Source organism: Serratia sp. M24T3 (genome assembly GCF_000257645.1).
Classification (GTDB): domain Bacteria; phylum Pseudomonadota; class Gammaproteobacteria; order Enterobacterales; family Enterobacteriaceae; genus Rouxiella.
This window is the reverse complement of the sequence record NZ_AJHJ01000001.1, coordinates 17,677-41,823: the sequence shown is the minus strand read 5'-3', so window position 1 is coordinate 41,823 and position 24,147 is coordinate 17,677. Positions and strand designations below refer to the sequence as shown.

Below are 24,147 nucleotides of genomic sequence, written 5' to 3'. Positions count from 1 at the left end.
CCTTTGGATTTACGCAAGTTTGGCTCAACGCGGTTTCCGGCCGAATTGTCATCCACTTGCTGCCTGGTTGCACCTCCAATTAATTTGCGGATTGGTTTGGAATGATTGATTTAAATAATTTAACTCGCCGTCGTCTGTTGCAGATAATGGCGCTGACCCCACTCGCGGCAGCCTTGCCGGCTTTTAGTACTCCCGGCACGAGTCTGAGTCGCATTATCGCCCTTGAATGGTTACCCGCCGAGCTGTTGATTGCACTGGGCGTGATGCCAATGGGCATTGCGGACATCCCCAACTATAACCTGTGGGTCGAAGAGCCAAAACTTGCCCCGTCGGTTATCGAGGTCGGGCAACGCACTGCGCCGAATCTTGAGTTGATGCAGCAGCTAGCGCCATCGCTGATCCTGGTTTCACAAGGTTATGGTCCAAAAGCCAGTCAACTGGCGCCGATTGCTCCGGTATTAAGCGTGCTCGCTAATGATGGCACCGGGCATCCGCTGCAACAGGCGATCCGCTCGCTGCATAAACTGGCCGATTATCTGGGGTTGCAGGAGCGCGCGGCGACGCATCTGCAGGCCTATCAGCAGGTGCTGGAGCAGACTCGACAACAGGTGAAGGCTGCCACCGATCGGCCATTATTACTGTTCTCCTTTTTGGATAAACGCCACGTACTGGTTTTCGGCGAAGGCAGTTTATTGCAGGAAGTGATGAACGAAATAGGGCTGACCAACGCCTGGAAAGGCGAGAAAAGCTTTTGGGGCAGCGTGACAGTTGGCATAGAGCGCTTGGCGTCAATCAAGCACGCCCGAGCCCTGTGCTTCGATCACGGTAGTTCGGCCCTGATCGACGAAGTGTCAAAATCGCCGCTGTGGCAGTCGCTATCTTTCGTACGTGAAAAACAGCTCAACGTAGTACCCGCCGTCTGGTTCTATGGCGCCACAATTAGCGCCATGCGTTTTTGCCATATCCTGTCGACCACACTCGGTAAGCCATTATGAATCGACGCAATCTCAGCCTGACGCTGACTCTGTTAATCACCATTGCGGTCATTTGTTCGCTGCTCAGTGTTTATAATCTGCATAATCAGCTACCTTTTGCACTCTGGCATCGGGCGCTGTGGCAGCCAAACATCGACGACGTGCAGCAGATGCTGTTTCATTACAGCCTGATGCCGCGCGTCACGGTAGCAATGCTTGCCGGGGCTGGACTTGGATTGGTTGGGCTATTGTTTCAGCAGGTTCTGCGCAATCCGCTGGCCGAGCCTTCGACGCTGGGCGTTTCTGCCGGTGCGCAACTTGGCCTGACTGTCGCAACCCTGTGGAGCTTGCCGGGAGGCGAAATCACCCAGCAGTTTGCCGCAATGATTGGCGCGATTGTGGTCGGGCTTCTGGTCTTTGGCGTGGCGTGGGGCAAGAGGATGTCGCCGGTGACACTGATCCTCGCCGGTCTGGTGCTGGGCCTTTATTGCGGCGCGGTCAGCAGCCTGCTCGGGCTGTTTAACTATCAGCAACTGCAAAGCATTTATCTGTGGAACACCGGCTCGTTGAATCAGCAGGACTGGACAACCACGGCGTTCCTGCTTCCCAGAGTCGCGATCGTTTGGCTGTTGGCTTTCTTGATGCAACGCCCAATGACACTGCTGGGGCTCGATGATGGCGTCGCCAAAAATCTGGGACTTGGCTTGTCAGCCGCTCGTTTCACAGTACTGGCGCTGGCGATTTTCTTGAGTGCGCAGTTAGTAAACGCGGTGGGAATTATCGGCTTTGTCGGGCTATTCGCTCCGCTACTGGCAAGAACATTGGGCGCTCGCCGTCTGAGCACGCGTTTAATACTCGCGCCATTGATTGGCGCCTTGTTGCTGTGGCTTACTGACCAAATTGTACTTTGGCTGGCTGGCGTGTGGACTGAAATTTCTACCGGTGCGGCCACCGCATTAGTGGGCGCGCCGATCCTGCTGTGGTTGCTGCCGCGTTTACGTCATAGCGCCGTGCCGCCTCCAATGAATCAGGGCGATCACATCCCCAAAGAGCGGCATCATCTGGTTCGCTGGATGCTGCTGGCGGGCATTTTGCTACTCATGGGCTTGGTGGTCGCGCTGTGCTTTGGCCGTAACGCGCAAGGATGGCACTGGTCGCTGGGCCATCAGCTGAACCTGCTGTTGCCCTGGCGCACGCCGCGAGTGTTTGCCGCATTGGCGGCGGGAGTCATGCTGGCTTCTGCTGGCGTAATCATTCAAAAGCTGACCGGCAATCCGATGGCCAGTCCAGAAGTGTTGGGTATCAGCTCGGGTGCAACCTTTGGCGTGGTGCTGATGTTGTTTCTGGTGCCTGGCGACGCGTTCGTGTGGCTGTTACCTGCGGGGAGCCTTGGCGCAGCGGCAACTTTAGGCATTATTCTGCTGGTTTCCGGCCTGAGGCAATTTTCGGCAGAGCGCATGCTATTAACCGGTATAGCCCTGAGCACTGTGTTCAACACGATACTGGTAATGCTGATGGCCAGTGGCGATCCTCGGATGGGCGATTTACTGTCGTGGATCTCTGGCTCGACCTATTCGGTTACTGCGGCCCAGGCCTGGCGTACTGGTATTATTGCTCTGGTGCTGTTGATGCTGGTGCCGTTCTGTCGCCGGTGGATCAATATTTTGCCACTCGGCAGCGTGACCGGTCGTGCGGTAGGGCTTGCACTTACGCCGACGCGCATAGCATTGCTGGCATTGACGGCAATAATGACCGCTGTGGCGACCTTGACCGTCGGGCCGCTGAGTTTTGTCGGACTAATGGCCCCACATATGGCGAGAATGCTGGGTTTCCGCCGGGCTATTCCGCAGTGGATGGTAGCGAGTGTGATGGGTGGATTACTGATGATGCTGGCCGACTGGTGCGGGCGGATGATTATCTTCCCCAATCAGATCCCGGCAGGGCTGCTGGCAACCTTTATTGGCGCACCATACTTTATCTACCTGTTGCGTAAACAGGCGTCATAAATCAGGAATTACTCAGCGCGTAATCAGGAAATTATCAGGATTACGCGCTGTTTTACCCTAGACTTATCAACAAAATCTCGGCTATCCGGTGCTAAATTAACTAAATTTCCACTGTTGATTCGGCGCACCACGCTTGGTTAAAACGGCTACGGCTTCGTCGCTATCCGTTTTATAGGCAATGGTCAGGACGGTATACCAATCGCCGCTGACATAGATAAAGCCGTCCTCATAGCGCCACGACTTAACGCCTTCTCGTCCCGCGCCAAACATTCTCAAACCCACGGCAGGTTCGGTGATGTCTTTCAGTGGATAGCTGAATTTTTGGGGGGCATCGGCGGGATACATCTTGACGAAAAGCTCATAGTCCTTTCGGGTTTGCTCATCAAACCGGCTTAAGTATTGCTTTTGATATTTTTCAGGAACATTCCGCATTTCCTCGAAGTCATATCTGCGATTTTCAATCCTTTGATACGCTGAATAGACCTCCATAAAATTGCCGCCTGGGGTGACAAAATCCTCAAGCTTAGGTCCAATCGGGCTTGGACTATAGGATTGAGCAGAGTTAGGTTGTAGTACCCAGCGAGAGCGAATATCAGTAATTAAATTATAAAGATAGTTTTTTGGGGTGCCCCAGGAATCTTTTGAACTGTCGAACCACCACAGTTCAATATCTTCACCTTGTGGCTTAGAGCGAATTCCGAAAACTCTATCGTTGGTATGTGAGTAGGTAATTGAACCTTTCTCACCGGTTAAACGGTCATAGGCATCCTGCTGACCATAAGATTGGCCGCCGTAAAAGCTAGCCAGGCAGTGGCCGGTGTCTTTATTGATTAGTCGGAAGTTACCTTCTGGAAATCCATTTGCCATAATATTTCCCCTCTCTATTGATAAGAAAAAGTTAACTATCTCAATAAAGGTAGCGAGTAATTTGGCTTATGTGAAATTTAACTCAGATAAAAATCAGACTAATCGAGAGGAATTAAGATTAAATCACAAAAAAATCAGGGCCAGTGAGGTGTTTAAGCCCGAACTGACCCTGATGGATTAATGTTAAATAGTATTAAAGTTTGGCGAAGCTGCGACGCGCTGCATCGACTGTATGCTGAATATCTTCCGGCGTATGGGCCAGTGACATAAAGCCCGCTTCAAACGCGGAAGGTGCCAGATAAACACCTTCTTCCAACATTAAATGGAAGAACTTTTTGAAGCGTTCCACGTTGCTTTTCATCACATCATCGTAGCTGGTGATGGTTGGCAGTTCAGAGAAGAATAGGCCAAACATACCGCCAACGTGATTGACCACGAACGGAATGTTTTCTGCTGCTGCGGCGGCTTTCAGGCCTTCTGCCAGCTGTGTGGTCAGGTCGGTGAGTTTCTGATGGACGCCCGGTTCTGCAACCTGAGTCAAACAGGCAATGCCCGCCGCCATGGCGATTGGGTTGCCCGACAGTGTACCGGCCTGGTAAACAGGTCCGGTTGGTGCCAGCGCCTGCATCACGTCGCGACGACCGCCGAATGCGCCTACCGGCATACCGCCGCCGATGATTTTGCCCAGACAGGTCAGGTCAGGTTTCACGTTGTAATATTCCTGAGCACCGCCGAGCGCGACGCGGAAACCGGTCATCACTTCGTCAATAATCAGCAGCGCGCCAAACTCGTCGCACAGCGCACGCAGGCCCGGCAGGAATTCCGGCAACGGCGGCACGCAGTTCATGTTGCCTGCAACCGGCTCCACGATGATACAGGCGACGTCTGTCGGATACTGTTCGAACACCGCGCGAACCGAGGACAGATCGTTATAGGTACAGGTTAAGGTGTGCTTCGCAAAATCAGCCGGTACGCCCGGGGAGTTTGGCTGGCCGAGAGTCAACGCGCCTGAGCCGGCTTTTACTAGCAGGCAGTCGGCGTGGCCGTGATAGCAGCCTTCAAATTTGATGATCTTGTCGCGATGGGTGTAACCACGGGCCAGACGAATCGCGCTCATGGTCGCTTCGGTGCCAGAGTTAACCATGCGCACCATGTCCATACTCGGCACAAGACCCGTCACCAGATCGGCCATGGTAATTTCTTGCTCGGTCGGCGCGCCGAAGCTCAAGCCGCGTTCGGCAGCTTCAATGACAGCGTTGCGGATCCTGGCATTGTTGTGGCCCAGGACCATGGGTCCCCAAGAACCAACGTAGTCGATATAGGAATTGCCGTCGGCATCGTATAACAACGCACCGTCGGCGCGTTCAATGAATAGTGGGGCACCGCCAACGCCATTGAACGCGCGAACCGGCGAGTTAACACCACCGGGGATCAGCGTTTGCGCTTGGGTGAATAAACTTTCTGACTTACTCATTGATCGGCTCCTGGTTTTTTTTCGTGCTGAGAGGATAAGCTCGCACTAAGAAAAATAGTATAGTGGCACGACGATCTTCATGGACCGCCGGACGATGTGCCCTATTCTAGAGAACATAGCGTCGATAGGAAATGTTTCACGGCCTGTGAAAGGTTAAGAAATATATTATGCATACTGAATATGCGATTTTTATGGTTAACTCTTCAGTCTGATTTTCATTCTTCTTCATTAAAAAGAACATCATGAAAGAATCTCTCGAAACTAGCCCTGATGTCTCAGGCCTCCCCGAGCGCAGAAGACCCAGCGTCATTCTGCGTCAATTTTTGCGCCGCGATAAAACGCCGGTCGCTATTCTTATCGTTGCCGCGTTGGTGGGGATCGTGGCTGGCCTGCTTGGCGTGGCGTTCGAAAAAGCCGTCGACTGGGTACAACATGTCAGGCTTTCTGGGCTGGACAGCGTAAGCGGCCACTTCTGGCTGCTGTGGCCGCTGACCTTTATCGTTTCGGCTCTACTGGCGATGGTCGGTTATTATCTGGTACGCAAATTTGCTCCTGAAGCGAGTGGTTCGGGGATTCCGGAAATCGAAGGGGCGCTGGAAGAGCTGCGGCCGGTGCGCTGGTGGCGAGTCATTCCGGTAAAGTTTGTCGGCGGGATGGGCACTCTGGGCGCGGGTATGGTGCTGGGGCGAGAAGGGCCTACGGTGCAGATGGGCGCAAACCTTGGCAAGATGCTGGCTGATATTTTCCGCATGCGCAGCGCCGAAGCTCGTCACAGTCTGCTGGCAACCGGTGCAGCGGCAGGACTTTCCGCCGCGTTTAATGCACCGCTGGCGGGGATTCTTTTTATCATCGAAGAGATGCGCTTGCAGTTTCGCTACAGCCTTATTTCAGTTAAAGCGGTGTTTATCGGCGTAATTATGTCGAGCATTGTTTACCGCTTATTCAACGGTGAAAGGGCGGTTATTAACGTTGGCGTGCTGGCAAATGTATCACTGAATACTTTTTGGCTCTATCTGGTGCTGGGCATGGTGTTTGGCATTGTAGGCGTCTGTTTCAATGCGCTGATATTTCGCACTCAGGATTTTTTCGCCCGTATTCACGGTGGAAATCTACAAAAGATCCTGCTGATTGGAGGCCTGCTCGGCGGCGTTTGCGGGTTGTTGGGATTGATTAAACCCGAAGCTGCCGGTGGTGGTTTTGCGCTGATCCCGCTGGCGGCGATGGGGACTTATTCGCTCGGAGCGCTGCTGTTTATTTTTATCACCCGCGTGGTCACGACACTGTTGTGCTTCTCATCGGGTGCGCCGGGCGGGATTTTTGCCCCGATGCTGGCGCTGGGCACGCTGCTAGGCACCGCTTTTGGCATGGCCGCGGCGGCGATGTTTCCACAATATGGTATTCAGCCGGGAACCTTCGCTATTGCCGGGATGGGAGCATTGTTTGCCGCTACAGTGCGAGCGCCGCTGACTGGCATCGTGCTGGTATTGGAGATGACCGAAAATTATCAGCTGATTTTACCGATGATCATCACCTGTCTCGGTGCGACGCTGCTGGCCCAGTTTCTTGGCGGCAAGCCCTTGTATTCTGCACTTTTAACCCGCACGTTACAGAAGCAGGAACGCGAACAGGCGAATTTGGCCGCGCGTCAGACTGCCCAGGCAGAGAGCACGGTTACGCAAAAATAAGCCTTAAATTTTGCGGGACGCGGTGATGAAAACGGCCCATACTTGTATCTAAGATGCAGGTATAAGATAATCAGTTCATTATTCAGACAGTCAATCCGGCGGCCTGAACAGAATTCGGATTGGGAGCAAAAACTATGAGTGAACCTATTTTAAGCGAGCCAACCCTGGACGAGCATGTTGCGCTGCCGTTACAGTTTACTGAAGCCGCTGCTCGTAAAGTTAAAAATCTGGTGGCAGATGAGGAAAATCCCGAGCTGAAACTTCGCGTGTATATTACCGGCGGCGGTTGCAGCGGATTCCAATACGGCTTTACCTTTGACGACAAGATCAACGACGGCGACATGACCATTGAGAAATCTGGCGTTGCGCTGGTGGTTGACCCGATGAGCCTGCAATATTTGGTCGGCGGATCGGTTGACTACACCGAGGGGCTGGAAGGTTCACGCTTTGTGGTCACCAACCCGAACGCAAAAACTACCTGCGGCTGCGGATCCTCTTTCAGTATCTAATCCTGAAGATTTGCCTGAACATAAAACCCTGTGCATTTGCACGGGGTTTTTTTTGCTCACTGGCGTTTCAACGCATCAATCTCAGCACATAGCTGCTGCGCAGCCAGCATCACTCGAGGACCGGCGCGGTTAAACCAGTCAGCGTTTACCGCCAGCATTGGCACATCGAGTTGCCCCTGCCAGAAGGTGCGGATATCCGCCTGCTGCTTTTCATTACCGGGAAAAATGATCGCCTTCGGTTGTCGGCTTAACACCTGCTCGCGGCTCACCTGCGGCCAGGGCGCCGGACTAGCGGCAAAAATATTCTCGGCGCCGCACAGGCTGGCTATCTGGCTCTGCAAGGTTTTACCGGAAGAGGTAAACAGTGGCTGGGTTGAGAATTGTATAAACACCGGCACGGCGGTTTTCTTAGGATGGTTAGCGCGCAGTTCAGCGAGCTGTTGTCTGATTTGTTGCGCCGCGTCATGGCCCGTTTTGGGTGAAGCGCTGTACGCTGCTAATTGTTCTAGAGCATCGGCAACCTGCTCCACGCTTTCAGGATCCAGATAAACGATAGGGATGCCAAACGAGGCCAGTTGTTCCAGCGGGCGCTGCGGATTTCCCCCGCGCCACGCTAGCAGCAGATCGGGTTTCAACGCCAAAATCCGTTCGACGTTAATCCCCTGCCAATTAGCCACCTGCTCGAGACTCAAAGCCTGCGGAGGGTAATCTGAGTAAGCGCTAACTGCCACCAGCTTATCGCCCAGACCCGCCGCATAAGCCAGCTCGGTCAGGTTGGGAGCCAGGCTAATCACCCTTTCGGCAACCTGCGCCTGCGCCGCCAAAGGCAGCCACAGGGCGATTAACAGCAGCAGTTTGCGCAAGGTGAGCAGCCTTTATGTTATGTGACGCATCTACCGCCGATTAACGCAGCGGATTGGCAGCCAGTGATTTCAGCATTGCATCAACCATCAGGGTTGACTGCTCGGCGGCAACCACCAGGAACTCTTCAAAGCTCAGGTGTGATTCAGTGTCTGCGACGTCGGAAATCGCGCGCACCACAACAAATGGCGTACCGAACAGGTGGCAAACGTGACCCACGGCGGCTGCTTCCATCTCTACAGCAGCTACGCTTGGGAAGGTATTGCGAATGCGAGCAAGAGGTTCGGCACCGTTGATAAAGGCATCGCCGCTGCAAATCAGACCGCGAACGGCATTCAGATTTAGCCCGGTGATACAGCTCTCCGCCAGCTTGATAAGCGCTGCGTCGGCAACGAAAGAAGGCGGGCAACCTGCCATCTGGCCCGGCTCATAGCCAAAAGCGGTGACATCGGCGTCGTGATAACGTACTTCTTCGGAAACCACGATATCGCCTACTTTCAAGGTCTTGGCCAGACCACCGGCGGAACCTGTGTTGATAACCACGTCAGGTTTGCAGTGTTCCAGCAGCAGGGTCGTGCCCATGGCAGCCGAGACTTTACCAATGCCGGATTTCAGCAGCGCGACGTCAACGCCGTGCAGCTGGCCGGTGTAGATTTCACAGCCAGCACGCTGAATGGTTTGACGGTTTTCGATTTTGTCGCGCAGCAGGGTAACTTCTTGTTCCATGGCGCCAATAATGCCTACTTTCATAATGAATACTCGCAGCAGATAAAAATGTTCCCTTCATCATTTCGATGCAGGGCATGTTGGACACGACCTCGATCAATGCGGCATAGTCTATCATGGCTAAAGGCAAGAAATAATGCGTTTGCTGCCAGCGCTCGAGGGCAATCGCAATGGATGAAGTGACTGATAAGGTAGGGAATCATGGCTGGGATCGATTTTAAAACGAAATTCAACTTCCAACGTCCCTTTAGTCCAACGCTCGCAGCAGCCGACGAATACGATATCATCCGTCAGTTTGAAAGCGATCGCGGGCGGATCATCAATTCTGCTGCCATCCGCCGCCTGCAGCAAAAAACGCAGGTCTTTCCACTGGAAAAAAACGCGGCGGTGCGCAGTCGCCTGACGCATTCCATGGAGGTCCAGCAGGTGGGGCGTCATATTGCCAAAGAGGTCTTGCATCGCCTGAGAAAAGACGGCGGGCTGGAGAAGTTCGGCCTGAGTGAATCAACCGAACCCTTTGAAAGTGTTGTGGAAATGGCCTGCCTGATGCACGACATCGGCAACCCGCCGTTTGGCCATTTTGGCGAATCGGCAATCAACAACTGGTTTGCAAAACGGATGGATATCGCCAGCCTTAAAAGCGGCAGTTCGGCATTTGAAAACTGTAGCCTGGATTTTCTGCGTCTCGATTCGCAGAACCAGGAATTAAACCAGCTGCGCAAAAAAGTCCGCTACGATCTGTGCCATTTCGACGGCAACGCGCAGGCTATCCGACTGGTCTTTACCCTGTTAAAACTTAACCTTACCTTCAGTCAGACCGCCTGTATCTTGAAATATACAAGGCCAGCCTATTGGTTTGATTCTTTGCCAGAATCCTTTGATTATCTTATGAAAAAACCGGGATTTTACCTCTCGGAAGAGCCGTTTATTCGCCGGATGCGCGATGAGTTGCAGCTGGGTGAATTCAGTCGTTTTCCACTGACTTACATCATGGAAGCGGCGGATGATATTTCCTACTGTATTGCCGATCTTGAAGACGCGGTGGAAAAAAACATTTTTACCGTCGAGCAGCTCTATAAGCACCTTAAATATCAGTGGGGAAAGAGCCAGCCAAACGATCTTTTTGAAAGCGTGGTCGAGACTGCTTATCAAAAAATGGATCGCGCCAAAACGTTCCGCAATCCGGTGGATTACTTCTTTATGGAGCTGCGGGTACAAACGGTGAAACAGCTGGTACCGCACGCGGCTAAACGATTTATAAGTAATTTATCGTCAATATATTCAGGAATCTTCAATCAGGCATTACTCGAGGACGACAGCCAGCCTAATCGCCTGCTGGAAATATATAAAAGCGTGGCGCGTAAACATGTTTTCAACCACTATGAAGTGGAGGAGTTGGAACTCCAGGGATATCGAGTCATTAGCGGGCTATTGGATATTTATAGCCCGCTGCTGGATATGCCGTTGACCGAATTTACCCATTTAGTTGAGCAAGACGATCATCGCAGCTATCTTATTGAAACCAGGCTGTTTCATAAACTCTCTTCCAAGCATCGTTTAGCGTACAGCGAAGCGATAGCCAAATTGCAGAATTGCAGCGAAGATGAAAAGCAGGTGAGTGAATATTATTACCGCGCGCGAATGATTCAGGATTATATCAGCGGTATGACCGATCTTTATGCTTACGACGAATATCGCAGGCTGATGGCTGCCGAATAATCGGGTGATAAAGCTCGGAATTTAAGTGAAATAATTGCCCAAACTGCTGATTAAAAAGTATGCTTTTGTAAATGTCGACAATACTTTTTTACTATTGTGAATTCGACGGAGATGAACTTCGGGTTATTAATAAAATCTCAATTTACGACTACCTGGCAAGGTGGCAAAACTTGTCGCCACCACATAATTTAAAGAGATTTCTTCTGATGAAAAAAACTACTCTATTCTTGAGCGCCCTGGCGTTAAGTGTTGGTATGGCTGTTGCGCCTGTTTCATCGGCATTGGCTGCAGAGACTGCTTCTTCAAGCAACACGCAAGTGCCAAGCCTGGCGCCGATGCTGGAAAAAGTTATGCCTTCGGTGGTAAGTATTAACATAGACGGTAGTGCACCGGTTAAAACGCCTCGCATGGGTCAACAGTTCCAGCAGTTCTTCGGTGAAAACTCACCGCTTTGCCAGGATGGTTCCCCATTCCAAAATTCTCCGGTCTGCCAACAAGGTGGACAGGGCGGTGACGACGGTGACGATGACGGCCAGCAGCAACAGGCTCCAGCCAAGCAGGCTTTCCAGGCGCTGGGTTCAGGCGTCATTATTGATGCTGCGAAAGGCTATGTTGTCACCAACAATCACGTCGTTGAAAATGCCAACAAGATTACTGTACAGCTTAACGATGGACGTCGTTTTACCGCTAAAGTTATCGGCAAAGATCCACAGTCCGATATCGCAGTGATCCAGCTTATCGACGCTAAAAATCTGACCGCAATCAAGTTTGCCGATTCAGAGCAGCTGCGCGTCGGTGACTACACTGTGGCTATCGGTAATCCATACGGTCTGGGCCAAACCGCCACCTCGGGCATCGTGTCTGCGCTGGGCCGAAGCGGTCTGAACATTGAAAATTATGAAAACTTCATCCAGACCGATGCGGCAATTAACCGTGGTAACTCCGGCGGTGCGCTGGTTAACCTCAACGGTGAACTGATTGGCCTGAATACGGCGATTCTGGCCCCGGACGGCGGCAACATCGGTATCGGTTTTGCAATCCCAAGCAACATGGTGCAAAACCTGTCTAAACAGATGATCGAGTACGGTCAGGTGAAACGCGGTGAGCTGGGCATCATGGGTACCGAGCTGAATTCCGAGCTGGCTAAAGCGATGAAGGTCGATGCTCAGCGCGGCGCATTCATCAGCCAGGTATTGCCGAAGTCTGCTGCCGAGAAAGCGGGCCTGAAAGCGGGCGACGTGATTGTCAGCATGAACGGTAAACCTATCAGCAGCTTCGCCTCCTTCCGTGCAGACGTGGGGACTATGGCGATTGGTACCAAAATCTCCATCGGCATCCTGCGTGACGGCAAGCCGTTGAATGTTGACGTGACTCTGCAGCAAAGCACTCAGCCATCGCAGACTGCTTCCGCTACGGTTTACACCGGTATTGAAGGGGCTGAACTCAGCAACAGCGATGTTGGCGGCCAGAAAGGCGTTAAAGTTGATACCGTTAAACCAGGCACCGCCGCCGCGCGCGTGGGTCTGAAGAAAGGCGACATCATCCACGGCGTTAACCAGCAGCCGGTCAATAACCTTGGCGACCTGCGCAAAATTCTGGATACCAAGCCGGGCGTGCTGGCGCTGGATATTCAGCGCGGTGATACACAGATTTACCTGCTGGCCCAGTAATCACCTCGTAAGACATCAACTCAAGTTATCCAAGGCAGACTTCGGTCTGCCTTTTCTCATTCCGGTATGGGCATTCGCCTAACTAAGACCGTTCAAACTGTGATGGTACTCCCAACTCTGAGCTGATTTTTTCAGCTTTGGGCGTTTGCACAATGTATGACCTTTCCACCATGTCTATTCTGTTTAAAACAATCTAATTAAAAAGAGCAGCGACTTATGGCGGTATATCACCTGGATGCAAAGCTGGCACAGACTATCGTTGCCCGTACCATGCAAATCATTGATAGCAATATTAATGTGATGGATTCCCGTGGGAAAATTATTGGCAGCGGCGACGATCAACGGCTAGGTGAGTTGCATGAAGGTGCTTTGTTGAGTATTTCCCAGCAGCGGGTGGTGGATATTGATGAGGGCGTGGCGCGCCATCTGCACGGCGTTCGTCCAGGTATCAACCTGCCGCTGCGCATTGACGGGGAGATAGTCGGTGTAATTGGCCTGACTGGCAATCCAGCCCAGCTGCGGCAATACGGCGAACTCGTGTGCATGACGGCGGAAATGATGCTTGAACAGGCGCGTTTACTGCATATGCTGGCCCAGGACAGCCGCCTGCGAGAGGAGCTGGTCCTCAATCTGATCCGCATGGATGAGTTGACTCCGGCGCTGATGGAGTGGGCACAGCGTTTGGGCATTGATGTCAACAAGCCGCGCGTTGTAGCGGTGGTCGAAGTGGACAGCGGCCAGCTTGGCGTCGATACCGCCATGGCTGAGCTGCAGCAGTTGCAGCAACTGTTGACCACGCCCGAGCGCGACAATCTCATCGCTATTGTGTCGCTGACCGAAATGGTGGTGCTGAAACCGGCGCTGAACAGTTACGACCGTTGGGACCCGGAGTCACACCGCCAGCGGGTCGATCACCTGCTCTCCAGAATGACCGAGAGCGGTCGACTGCGAGTCCGTCTGTCGCTGGGCAACTTCTTTACCGGCCCGGGGAGTATAGCCCGTTCGTATCGCACCGCTAAAACTACCATGTCAGTAGGCAAACAGCGTATGCCGGATCAGCGTTGCTATTTTTATCAGGATTTGATCTTGCCAGTGCTGCTCGACAGTTTACGCGGGGGATGGCAGGCCGATGAGCTGGTGCGTCCGCTGGCGCGTTTGAAAGCCACTGACGGTAACGGATTATTGAGGCGCACCCTGAGCGCCTGGTTTAGCCACAACGTGCAACCGACTGCCACTTCGAAGGCGTTATATATCCATCGCAATACGCTTGAATATCGTCTTAATCGGATCTCTGAATTAACCGGTCTGGATTTGGGTAATTTCGACGATCGCCTTTTGTTATATGTCGCCTTGCAACTTGATGACGATCGCTAAATAGACTAATCGCACAATCCCATTTTTCGCCGTGAGTGACGAGGCTTTTACGGCCTGTAATCAATTCGTGAGCTAATTCGCATCGCCTTGTGCAGGTGCAACAATCTAATTCTTTTTTGGGCCTTAAGCTTGTTGATTTGCCTAATGAGGCACCCGTTGCTTGCTCCTATACTGACTATCGTCATGTTTATCCGTGGTATTTGCCGCCTGAAAAGCGGATTACCGTCGGTAACCTGTTCCAATGAATTTTCTAATAAGAATGACGTTTTCATGAATAGCGTGACGCCTTGTTTTGTACGAGCTCAATGCTGAACCCTACAATTTTTCCTAATCAGTTTTGAGCTTCTCGATCTTCCTCTCTTTGGAGAACACCATGGTTACAATCAGCTCGGCGGAGAGTATGACAAAAAAAAGAACCAATGCTCGCTACTGGATTGTTGTGATGCTATTTATCGTGACCTCTTTCAACTACGGTGACCGGGCAACGCTGTCAATTGCCGGTTCCGCAATGGCGAAAGATATAGGCCTCGATTCAATCGGGATGGGATATATCTTTTCTGCTTTCTCATGGGCTTATGTTATCGGCCAAATTCCTGGCGGCTGGTTGCTCGATAAGTTCGGCTCCAAAAAAGTATATTTCTACAGCATCTTTATCTGGTCGCTGTTTACGCTGTTACAAGGCTTTGTAGATATTTTCCACGGCTTCGGCATTGTTGTCGCGTTATTTGCTTTACGCTTTTTGGTCGGACTCGCCGAATCACCTTCCTTCCCCGGTAATAGCCGTATCGTTGCTGCCTGGTTTCCGGCGCAAGAGCGCGGCACTGCGGTATCTATTTTCAACTCCGCCCAGTATTTCGCCACGGTGATCTTTGCGCCGATCATGGGCTGGCTAACCTCGGCGGTAGGCTGGTCACACGTATTCTTCTTTATGGGCGGCCTTGGAATTATCCTGAGCTTTATCTGGCTCAAGGTTATTTACGATCCTAAAGATCATCCCAAAGCTAATCAGGCCGAGCTGGACTACATCGAGGCAGGTGGTGCATTGATCAATATGGATCACCAGGAGAATAAAGGCGGCAAGGTTATTGGCAAAGGCACGAGGGTGCAGCAAATCAAACAGCTGCTCTCAAACCGCATGATGATCGGCATTTATCTCGGCCAATATTGTATTAATGCGCTGACTTACTTTTTTATTACCTGGTTCCCCATCTATTTGGTGCAGGAAAAAGGTATGTCGATCCTCAAGGCCGGTATGGTGGCGTCGATCCCGGCGATCATGGGCTTCCTCGGCGGTATTCTCGGTGGCGTCATTTCTGATTATCTGATGCGGCGTACCCATTCTCTGACCTTTGCCCGCAAACTCCCGATTGTACTTGGCATGCTGATGTCGATGTCGATGGTGATTTGTAATTACGTATCGACAGAATGGATTGTGGTCGCGGTAATGGCAGCTGCCTTCTTTGGTAAGGGGATCGGCGCGCTGGGCTGGGCCGTATTGGCCGATACCGCGCCGAAAGAGATTAGCGGCCTGAGCGGCGGTCTGTTCAATATGTGCGGCAACATCTCCGGGATCATTACTCCCATCGCCATCGGTTACATCATCGCTGCCACAGGCTCGTTTGACGGCGCACTGCTTTATGTCGCAATCCATGCACTGGTTGCGGTAGTCAGCTTCCTGTTTATTGTCCAGAAAATCGAGCGTATCGAACTTAAGTCCTACGCATAAAGCCAATATAAATCGAAATAAGTTATCGCATCACGTTGCCAATTTAACAAAGAAGGAAACCATGATGAGTACACAAAGTTCGCCCATTATTACTGATATGCAGGTCATTCCGGTGGCAGGTCACGACAGCATGTTACTCAATATCGGTGGCGCGCACGGCGCGTATTTCACGCGTAATATCGTGATTTTGAAAGACAGCGCGGGCAATACCGGCGTCGGGGAAGCGCCGGGAGGTGAAGTCATTTTAAACACTCTGCTCGAGGCAGTGCCGCAGGTCGTGGGCAAAGAAATTGCACGCATGAACAGTTTGGTGCATGAAATTCACGTCGGCAATCAGTCCTCGGATTTCGACTCTTTCGCCAAAGGCGCATGGACCTTCGAGCTGCGGGTTAATGCCGTAGCTGCACTGGAGGCGGCCCTGCTGGATCTGATGGGCAAATTCCTCGGCGTGCCGGTTGTGGAATTATTGGGACCGGGTAAGCAGCGTGATGAAGTTACCGTGTTGGGCTACCTGTTTTATGTAGGCGATCGTGAAAAAACCGATTTGCCTTACCAGAGCGGGGAGGGCGGCAAAGACGATTGGTATCATCTGCGTCATCAAAAAGCGATGGATAGCGAGGCTATTGTACGTCTGGGCGAAGCGGCACAGGACCGTTACGGTTTTAAAGATTTTAAACTGAAAGGCGGCGTACTGCGCGGTGAACAAGAGATCGAAGCGGTTAAAGAGTTGCACAAGCGCTTCCCTGATGCGCGAATTACTGTCGATCCGAACGGCGCATGGATGCTCGACGAAGCCATTGCGCTGTGTAAAAACATGCACGGCATTCTGACCTACGCCGAAGATCCATGCGGAGCAGAACAGGGCTTCTCGGGCCGTGAAGTGATGGCCGAGTTCCGCCGCGCGACCGGGCTGCCGGTGGCTACCAACATGATTGCCACCAACTGGCGCGAGTTGCAGCCCGCAGTAATGTTGCAGTCGGTGGATATTCCGCTGGCCGATCCGCATTTCTGGACGATGCAGGGGGCGGTTCGCGTTGCACAGCTATGCAACGACTGGGGGCTGACCTGGGGCTGCCATTCCAATAATCATTTTGATATTTCATTGGCAATGTTTACCCACGTCGGCGCGGCGGCTCCCGGAAAACCAACCGCGATCGATACCCACTGGATCTGGCAAGAAGGCAATCAGCGCCTGACCAAAGATCCACTGCAAATCGTGAACGGAAAAATAAAAGTGCCTGAAAAACCGGGCCTTGGTGTGGAAATTGACATGGACCGCATTCATCAGGCTCATGAACTCCATAAAAAACTGCCAAGCGGTGCGCGTAACGACGCGGCCTCTATGCAATACCTGGTTCCCGACTGGAAATTTGATCGAAAACGTCCGGCGTTTGGTCGTTAAAAAGGAGTTTTTATGGCAGCTTCATCGACTACCCCCAAAATCATTTCCATGCAGGTTGTGCCCGTAGCAGGGCATGACAGCATGTTGCTAAATCTGAGCGGCGCGCACTCGCCGTTCTTTACTCGCAATATATTGATTCTTAAAGATAACGACGGACATACTGGCGTTGGTGAGGTGCCGGGTGGTGAGAAGATTCGCCAAACGCTGACTGACGCCGAGTCGCTTGTGATAGGGAAAACGCTGGGCGAGTATAAAAATGTGATGAACGCCGTGCGCCAGCAGTTCGCCGATCGCGATGCTTCCGGGCGCGGCTTACAGACTTTTGATCTGCGCACGACAATTCACGTGGTGACCGCGATTGAAGCGGCAATGCTTGACTTGCTCGGGCAATATCTTGATGTCTCAGTGGCGTCATTACTGGGGGACGGGCAGCAGCGGGATGCGGTTGAAATGCTGGGCTATTTGTTTTACGTCGGCGATCCGGATAAAACTTCGCTACCGTATCAGCGCGAGCGCGACCAGCGCAATGACTGGTATCGACTGCGCCATGAAGAAGCCCTGACTCCCGAGGCAGTCGTGCGTTTGGCCGAAGCTGCCTATGATCAATATGGCTTCAATGATTTCAAACTAAAAGGCGGCGTGCTGCGCGGTAGTGAAGAGGCCGAGGCGGTGACTGCGTTGTCGCAACGCTTCCCGCAGGCGCGCATTACGCTGGACCCCAACGGGGCCTGGTCGCTGGATGAGGCGATTGATTTAGGCAAGCAGCTGCGCAACGTGCTGGCCTACGCGGAAGACCCTTGCGGCGCTGAACAGGGTTTTTCTGGCCGCGAGATTATGGCCGAGTTCCGTCAAGCCACCGGTTTGCCCACCGCGACCAATATGATAGCCACCGACTGGCGGCAAATGGGGCATACCATCCAATTAAAATCGGTGGATATCCCGCTGGCTGACCCACATTTCTGGACGATGCAAGGCTCGGTGCGCGTCGCGCAGATGTGCCACGAATGGGGCCTGACATGGGGTTCGCATTCCAATAATCACTTTGATATTTCATTAGCAATGTTCACTCACGTTGCCGCCGCGGCGCCCGGCAAAATTACCGCTATAGATACTCACTGGATCTGGCAGGAAGGCAATCAGCGTCTCACCAAAGAACCTCTGCAAATCAAGGGCGGAATGGTGAAAGTGCCGGAGCGCCCGGGGCTGGGCGTAGAATTGGATACTGACCAGCTGATGAAAGCAAACGAGCTTTATGAAAGCATGGGATTAGGCGCCAGAGACGATGCCGCGGGGATGCAATTCCTGGTGCCAAACTGGACGTTTGATCCTAAAAAACCCTGTTTGGTGAGGTAAGAGGGCTAGGCTGCTCCTTTAGCGAGTTTAGATTTAGAATCCTAAAGGCAATTTGTTGTGCTGCGCAGGGCTTCTGGTGCTGCGCATAGGCTTTTAAGGTCAATGATCACCGAGGCGTTTTTCCGGTTCACTAAACATGGGCTTTAGATGCTGCGCACGGGCTTTTTAAGGTCAATGATCACCGAGCATTTTTTCCGGTTCATTAATTTCAATGGATATTTAACCGGCAGCGCCGGAACCGGGCAAGAGGTCTCCAGGGCGAGCCCTCTTGCATCTCCGCGCCCTTTGGTGTCGTTTACTTGTATGGCACCAGACGATGAGTTCGTTTCAGTGACACCCGTGTGTGGCGTTGGTCGCGCCGCTGCGCGGTCCCTTCGTTCGTTCGAAAGCCAAAAGCGTCTTTCTCCCTCCCTCAGCGCCGCCCCGAGGCCGCCAATCTCGACAATTAAAAAGACAGGCAACCTGACCTTAGGTCCAAAAACTTTCCATCCGGCATAAAGTCAAAATCCATCGCCCTTACTAATTATTTTTCCTTTGCCGTTGTGAGTTTTATTTAAAAAAGGAGGGAGCGGTTTTCCCTAGGGGCTAATATTGGCGCACTCCGTGACGGCGCTGAGTGAGAGGAAGGAGACGTTTTTGGCTCCTGACCGAACGAAGGAATGGCGGAGCCACGCGGCAACGCGCCACACAGAGGAGTGACTGGAAAGAGCTACAAACTTGAGAACCGTTTTATTCAACGGCGACAAGGGCCCGGGATTCTTAAGGGTGGCGGCCCACAGGCCACCCTTGAGGCGGTCTGGGCCGCAGCCCAGTAAGCGAAGCGCATAAAGTTGAATTTGAAGTTAAGCTAAAGACCGTGCGCAGCATCAAGAGTTGCGTTGGACGCGAGCAACTTTTAAGGCCATCAAACTCCGAGCATTTTTTCCGGTTCATTAATTTCAATGGTCATTTAACCGGCCGCGCCGGAACCGGGCAAGAGGTCTCCAGGGCGAGCCCTCTTGCATCTCCGCGCCCTTTGGGTGTCGTTTACTTGTATGGCACCAGACGATGAGTTCGTTTCAGTGACTCCCGTCTGTGGCGTTGGTCGCGCCGCTGCGTGGTCCCCTCGTTCGTTCGAAAGCCAAAAGCGTCTTTCTCACTCCCTCAGCGCCGCCCCGAGGCCGCCAATCAGGGCTATTAAAGAAAAATCGGCAACCTAAGCTGAGGTCAAAAGACCTTTCTTCTGACAAAAACTTTCATTTGAAGGTGACATTCTGTGCATATCGGTTTTATTAATTCAGAAACGAAATCAAAAGTTATATCTAGTCTTGAACAAACCTAAGAGTTCTATCTTTGTGAGATCGGCTTTTGACCGCCGTAGAGTTGCCGGTTTTTCTTTTTAGCTGCTATTGGCGGCCTCGGGCCTACGCTGAGCGAAGGAAAGGGAGACGCTTTTGGCTCCCGACTGAGTGAAGGCAGCCCGCAGGGCCGTGGCCAACGCCACGCACGGAGGCCTCTGAAAAGATCTACTTTTTTTGCACCAATCTGGTCACGAGAAATGGGGCCCGGGATTCTTAAGGGTGGCGGCCCAAGGGCCACCCTTAAGGCGGTCTGGGCCGCAGCCCAGTAAGCGAAGCGCATGAAGTTGAAGTTGAAGTTGAATTTGAAGTTAAGCCATGCGCAGCATTAAGCGTAGCGTTGGTCGCCGTAAAGTTGCCGGTTTTCTTTTTAGCTGCTATTGGCGGCCTCAGGCCTACGCTGAGCGAAGGAAAGGGAGACGCTTTTGGCTCCCGACTGAGTGAAGGCAGCCCGCAGGGCCGTGGCCAACGCCACGCACCGAGGCTTCTGAAAAGATCTACTTTTTTTGCACCAATCTGGTCGCGAGGAAAAAGGGCCCGGGATTCTTAAGGGTGGCGGCCCAAGGGCCACCCTTGAGGCGGTCTGGGCCGCAGCCCAGTAAGCGAAGCGCATGAAGTTGAATTTGAAGTTAAGCTAAAGGCCGTGCGCAGCACAAAAAGTTGCCTTAGATTTCAAATCTAAAACCCATTTTTATGTCACTGGCGCAGGATTAAATACCGCCAAGGCGTTATGAATTCCCCATTGATCTGACCAGGTTTTCTTGCGGCCACTGGCAATATCCAGAATAAAATGGAACAACTCCCAGCCAACATCCTCGATAGTCGCGTCACCAGTGGCGATAGTTCCTGCGTTGATATCCATCAAATCAAACCAGCGATTCGCCAGCGTGGTGCGGGTCGCCATTTTGATTACCGGCACCGCCGTTAATCCATAAGGAGTTCCACGACCGGTGGTAAATACCTGTACGGTGATACCCGATGCGACTTGCTGTGTTCCACAAACAAAATCACTGGCCGGGGTAGCAGCATAAATCAGCCCGCGGCGGGTTGGGCGCTGACCGGGAGATAACACTTCGACGATTGCGCTAGTACCGGATTTTGCAATCGAACCCAGCGCTTTTTCAACGACATTGGCCAGTCCGCCTTTCTTATTACCTGGGGAGGGATTGGCGCTGCGATCGGTCATGCCGCTGGCCAAGTAGTTGTCGTACCACGCCATTTCTTCGAACAAGCGTTTTCCAACTTGCTCATCAACAGCCCTTGGCGTGAGTAAATGAATGGCGTCTCGCACCTCGGTGACTTCCGAAAACATCACGGTTGCGCCGCAGCGTACCAGCAAGTCCGAGGCAAACCCGACGGCAGGATTAGCCGTAACGCCCGAGAAAGCATCGCTGCCGCCGCACTGCGTGCCGACCACTAGATCCGCAGCAGGACAGCTCTCGCGTTGGCGTTTATTCAGTCGCTGCAAATGAAAATTGGCTACGGTAAGAATGTCGTCAACCATCGATTGAAAGCCGACATGCTGCTCATCTTGCAAACGCACGATTTTCACCTCATCCAGCGAGATGGCTTGTACATCGGAGGTACCTTGCAGCAGTTTTTCCGGCTGCAGTTTTTCGCAACCCAGCCCAACGACCATAATTTCGCCACCAAAATTGGGGTTTAGCGCCAGATTATGAATAGTGCGAATCGGGATGATGGCGGCAGGCGCGTTGATTGCCACACCGCAGCCATAAAGATGATTAAGACCGACTACACCATCGACATTGGGATATTTCGGCAGCAGATCGCGTTCAATTATTTTCACCACGTAATCGACTACGCCAGCCACACAGTGCACGCTGGTGGTGATGCCCAATAGATTTTTGGTTCCGACGCTGCCATCGGCGTTGCGATAACCCTCGAAAGTGTAACCCTCGAGCGTGGGAAGTGTCGCGGGAACGCGCGTCGCCAACGGTAAACTTTCCAACTCGGGCGCCTGCGGCAGTTCAACGACTGACTCATCAATCCAGCTACCCTGCGCAATATTTCGCAGCGCATAGCCGATCACCTCGCCGTAACGAACGATATCCTCGCCTTGAGGAATATCTGTCAGCGCGACTTTATGCCCCTGTGGAATGTGTTCTACCAGCTTCAAACCATTGGCAAACTGTGTCCCCGCTGGCAGGCCATTGTCATTAACAATAATGGCTACGTTATCGCGGTCATGCACTTTGATAAACAAAGGTTTGCTGACTTGCTCTTTTATGGCGGACATAGATATCTCCATCTGCGCGAGTTTTATCGGTTATGAGCAAAATTATAGGGAATGTCCAGCAATAGCTCATTGTGCAACTGACCAGCTTTAATGCGGCTTAAACAGTTTTTCTCAGGCATTTGAGGGATAAGAAGTGACAACAATCACCCTTCGTTAAACGCTTTTGTATGTCGCTGAAATAGTGTGATTCCTATCCCATGGTGATGTGATATTGCAAAAAAATTCATCCTCTTTTTGCGAGGATTGTTGGGCGCCTGCACAGTGTCATTTGCGCGGTCTCTTTTTATACTGAATTATCTAATCATTACCGTAGTTAACCGTGCAGGCGCATCACTATTTCTCTAATGCCCGCTTCAACCATTGAGGTTTCGTATGAGTAATCAAGTATTCCCAAACCGCTTACGACAAGATTTGCTGGCAGGAAAAACGCTGATTGGCTGTTGGTCTGCCTTGTCTAATCCGATCTCGACCGAGGTATTAGGGTTGGCTGGTTTTGACTGGCTGCTGCTTGATGGCGAACATGCGCCAAACGATATATCCAGCTTTGTCGTTCAACTAATGGCGCTTAAAAGCAGCAAAAGTGCTCCAGTTGTTCGCCCTCCGACCAACGAACCGGTAATTATCAAGCGGCTGCTGGATATCGGTTTTGCCAACTTCCTGATCCCCTATGTTGAAACTCGCGAACAGGCCGAGCTGGCAGTGGCTTCAACTCGCTATCCACCGGCCGGCATTCGCGGCGTTTCAGTTTCTCATCGCGGCAATATGTTTGGCACCGTGCCCGACTATCTGGCGCAGGCCAATGACCATATCTGTGTGATGGTGCAGATAGAAAGTCAGCAAGGAATTGATAATCTTGATGCTATTGCCTCCGTTGACGGTGTCGATAGTCTTTTCGTCGGACCTAGCGATCTGGCCGCCGCTCTGGGACATTTGGGCAACGCCGGGCACCCTGAGGTGCAGTCAGCCATCAAATATATTCTCGACAAAGCCAAAGCTCACGGCAAACCCAGCGGCATTCTGGCTCCCGTCGAAGCCGATGCTCGTCGCTACATTGAATGGGGTGCAACCTTTGTCGCAGTGGGCAGCGATTTAGGCGTGTTCCGCGCGGGGACACAAGCCTTATACGATCGTTTTACCCAATAGTCTTGATCACTCTAATAAACGAAATTTCAGCAATTAATCAGAGGGTAACCGCATGAAAATCGGATTTATCGGCCTTGGGATCATGGGCAAGCCTATGAGTAAAAACCTGCTTAAGGCAGGTTATTCAGTGGTGATCCTCGACCATCACAAAGACACCACTGACGAGCTGGTTGCTGCCGGAGCAGAAAAGGCTGACACCCCGAAGGCCGTGGCCGCACTCAGCGATATTATTATCACCATGCTACCTAATTCTCCCCAGGTGAAAGAGGTGGCGCTGGGTAAAAATGGCATTATTGAAGGGGCGAAAGAGGGCGCTATTTTGATCGACATGAGTTCGATTGCGCCGCTTGCCAGCCGTGAAATCAGTGAGGCGTTGGCGGCGAAAAAGATTGTCATGCTCGATGCACCCGTCAGCGGCGGTGAGCCAAAAGCGATTGAGGGCACGCTGTCAGTAATGGTTGGAGGTGACAAAGCCATCTTCGATAAATGCTATGAAGTAATGAAATCAATGGCAGGTTCTGTGGTGCATACCGGCGATATCGGTGCTGGCAATGTCACCAAGTTGGCGAATCAGGTGATCGTGGCTCTGAATATTGCCGCCATGTCGGAAGCGCTGGTGTTGGCAACCAAGGCGGGAGTTGATCCTGACCTGGTTTATCAGGCCATTCGCGGTGGTTTAGCCGGGAGCACAGTATTAGACGCTAAAGCGCCTATGGTAATGGATCGCAACTTTAAGCCGGGATTCAGGATCGATCTGCATATCAAGGATCTTGCCAACGCTCTGGATACCTCGCATGAAATCGGTGCCCAACTGCCTTTAACTGCTGCGGTTATGGAAATTATGCAGGCATTGCGAGCTGACGGCCACGGACAATCTGACCACAGCGCAATAGCACGCTATTATGAAAATCTGGCGAAGGTAGAAGTCACGCGGTAATTACCTGAGATAGCGCCGCTCTGGGAGGCGCTATCATCAGCAATAATACCTCATTCTGACAGGACGCATTTTCACAGCCGTGCGGATTGTTTCTGAAAAGTGGATTGTTTCTAAGAGTGGATAGCTT

At 52.2% G+C, this 24,147-nt stretch carries 17 protein-coding genes; 12 read left to right on the top strand and 5 right to left on the bottom strand.

All coding sequences use genetic code 11. The annotated features are described in order from the left end of the window. Window positions 1–101: 101 nt before the first annotated feature. Complete coding sequence (fhuD, locus tag SPM24T3_RS00130) at window positions 102–995, top strand: Fe(3+)-hydroxamate ABC transporter substrate-binding protein FhuD (protein ID WP_009634635.1); 894 nt, start codon at window positions 102–104, stop codon at window positions 993–995. Then, the gene (gene fhuB, locus SPM24T3_RS00125; protein WP_009634634.1) at window positions 992–2,980 is read left to right on the top strand and encodes a Fe(3+)-hydroxamate ABC transporter permease FhuB; all 1,989 of its coding nucleotides are present in this window, start codon (window positions 992–994) and stop codon (window positions 2,978–2,980) included. The genes fhuD and fhuB overlap by 4 nt, the downstream gene beginning before the upstream one ends. Before the next feature lie 96 nt (window positions 2,981–3,076). Here fhuB and SPM24T3_RS00120 read toward each other — a convergent pair whose 3' ends face one another. Further along, entirely contained in the window at window positions 3,077–3,847 is a 771-nt protein-coding gene (locus SPM24T3_RS00120) for a hypothetical protein (RefSeq protein ID WP_009634633.1), read from the bottom strand. 193 nt (window positions 3,848–4,040) lie between these two features. Further along, window positions 4,041–5,321: a glutamate-1-semialdehyde 2,1-aminomutase gene (hemL, locus tag SPM24T3_RS00115; protein ID WP_009634632.1), complete on the bottom strand. Its 1,281-nt coding sequence runs from the start codon at window positions 5,319–5,321 to the stop codon at window positions 4,041–4,043. A gap of 242 nt (window positions 5,322–5,563) precedes the next feature. Here hemL and clcA point away from each other — a divergent pair, with 242 nt between their 5' ends. Together clcA and erpA are read left to right on the top strand one after the other, a co-directional pair. Continuing rightward, on the top strand, window positions 5,564–7,006 hold the full coding sequence (gene clcA, locus SPM24T3_RS00110; protein ID WP_009634631.1) for a H(+)/Cl(-) exchange transporter ClcA: 1,443 nt from the start codon (window positions 5,564–5,566) through the stop codon (window positions 7,004–7,006). Window positions 7,007–7,140: 134 nt separating this feature from the next. Then, on the top strand, window positions 7,141–7,515 hold the full coding sequence (gene erpA, locus SPM24T3_RS00105) for an iron-sulfur cluster insertion protein ErpA (protein WP_009634630.1): 375 nt from the start codon (window positions 7,141–7,143) through the stop codon (window positions 7,513–7,515). Between the two features lie 56 nt (window positions 7,516–7,571). On the opposite strand, the gene btuF is transcribed toward erpA, so the two are convergent. Both btuF and mtnN read right to left on the bottom strand, forming a co-directional pair. Further along, on the bottom strand, window positions 7,572–8,378 hold the full coding sequence (btuF, locus tag SPM24T3_RS00100) for a vitamin B12 ABC transporter substrate-binding protein BtuF (protein ID WP_009634629.1): 807 nt from the start codon (window positions 8,376–8,378) through the stop codon (window positions 7,572–7,574). Between the two features lie 40 nt (window positions 8,379–8,418). Further along, window positions 8,419–9,126 (bottom strand): 5'-methylthioadenosine/S-adenosylhomocysteine nucleosidase, encoded by a 708-nt coding sequence (gene mtnN / locus SPM24T3_RS00095; RefSeq protein ID WP_009634628.1) that lies wholly within the window; start codon window positions 9,124–9,126, stop codon window positions 8,419–8,421. Window positions 9,127–9,303: 177 nt separating this feature from the next. On the opposite strand from mtnN, the gene dgt reads away from it, so the two are divergent. The 6 genes from dgt to gudD all read left to right on the top strand — a co-directional run bounded on the left by dgt (window position 9,304) and on the right by gudD (window position 18,346). Beyond that, a complete protein-coding gene (dgt, locus tag SPM24T3_RS00090) occupies window positions 9,304–10,821 on the top strand; it encodes a dGTPase (RefSeq protein WP_009634627.1) in 1,518 nt (505 codons plus the stop codon). Between the two features lie 206 nt (window positions 10,822–11,027). After that, window positions 11,028–12,491 carry a serine endoprotease DegP gene (gene degP, locus SPM24T3_RS00085; RefSeq protein ID WP_009634626.1) on the top strand — a complete coding sequence of 488 codons (1,464 nt, stop codon included), beginning with the start codon at window positions 11,028–11,030 and terminating at the stop codon, window positions 12,489–12,491. 216 nt (window positions 12,492–12,707) lie between these two features. Continuing rightward, complete coding sequence (locus tag SPM24T3_RS00080; RefSeq protein ID WP_009634625.1) at window positions 12,708–13,865, top strand: CdaR family transcriptional regulator; 1,158 nt, start codon at window positions 12,708–12,710, stop codon at window positions 13,863–13,865. Window positions 13,866–14,238: 373 nt separating this feature from the next. Continuing rightward, window positions 14,239–15,591, top strand: coding sequence for an MFS transporter (locus tag SPM24T3_RS00075; protein ID WP_009634624.1), 1,353 nt, complete (start codon window positions 14,239–14,241; stop codon window positions 15,589–15,591). Between the two features lie 64 nt (window positions 15,592–15,655). Continuing rightward, window positions 15,656–16,993, top strand: coding sequence for an enolase C-terminal domain-like protein (locus SPM24T3_RS00070; protein WP_009634623.1), 1,338 nt, complete (start codon window positions 15,656–15,658; stop codon window positions 16,991–16,993). Window positions 16,994–17,005: 12 nt separating this feature from the next. Beyond that, on the top strand, window positions 17,006–18,346 hold the full coding sequence (gene gudD, locus SPM24T3_RS00065) for a glucarate dehydratase (RefSeq protein WP_009634622.1): 1,341 nt from the start codon (window positions 17,006–17,008) through the stop codon (window positions 18,344–18,346). Between the two features lie 2,028 nt (window positions 18,347–20,374). Here the strand turns inward: gudD and garD are convergent. Next, window positions 20,375–21,940 carry a galactarate dehydratase gene (garD, locus tag SPM24T3_RS00060; protein ID WP_009634621.1) on the bottom strand — a complete coding sequence of 522 codons (1,566 nt, stop codon included), beginning with the start codon at window positions 21,938–21,940 and terminating at the stop codon, window positions 20,375–20,377. 372 nt (window positions 21,941–22,312) lie between these two features. On the opposite strand from garD, the gene garL reads away from it, so the two are divergent. Together garL and garR are read left to right on the top strand one after the other, a co-directional pair. Then, complete coding sequence (gene garL / locus SPM24T3_RS00055; RefSeq protein WP_009634620.1) at window positions 22,313–23,083, top strand: 2-dehydro-3-deoxyglucarate aldolase; 771 nt, start codon at window positions 22,313–22,315, stop codon at window positions 23,081–23,083. A 52-nt stretch (window positions 23,084–23,135) separates the two neighbouring features. Continuing rightward, on the top strand, window positions 23,136–24,020 hold the full coding sequence (garR, locus tag SPM24T3_RS00050; RefSeq protein WP_009634619.1) for a 2-hydroxy-3-oxopropionate reductase: 885 nt from the start codon (window positions 23,136–23,138) through the stop codon (window positions 24,018–24,020). Window positions 24,021–24,147: the final 127 nt, after the last annotated feature.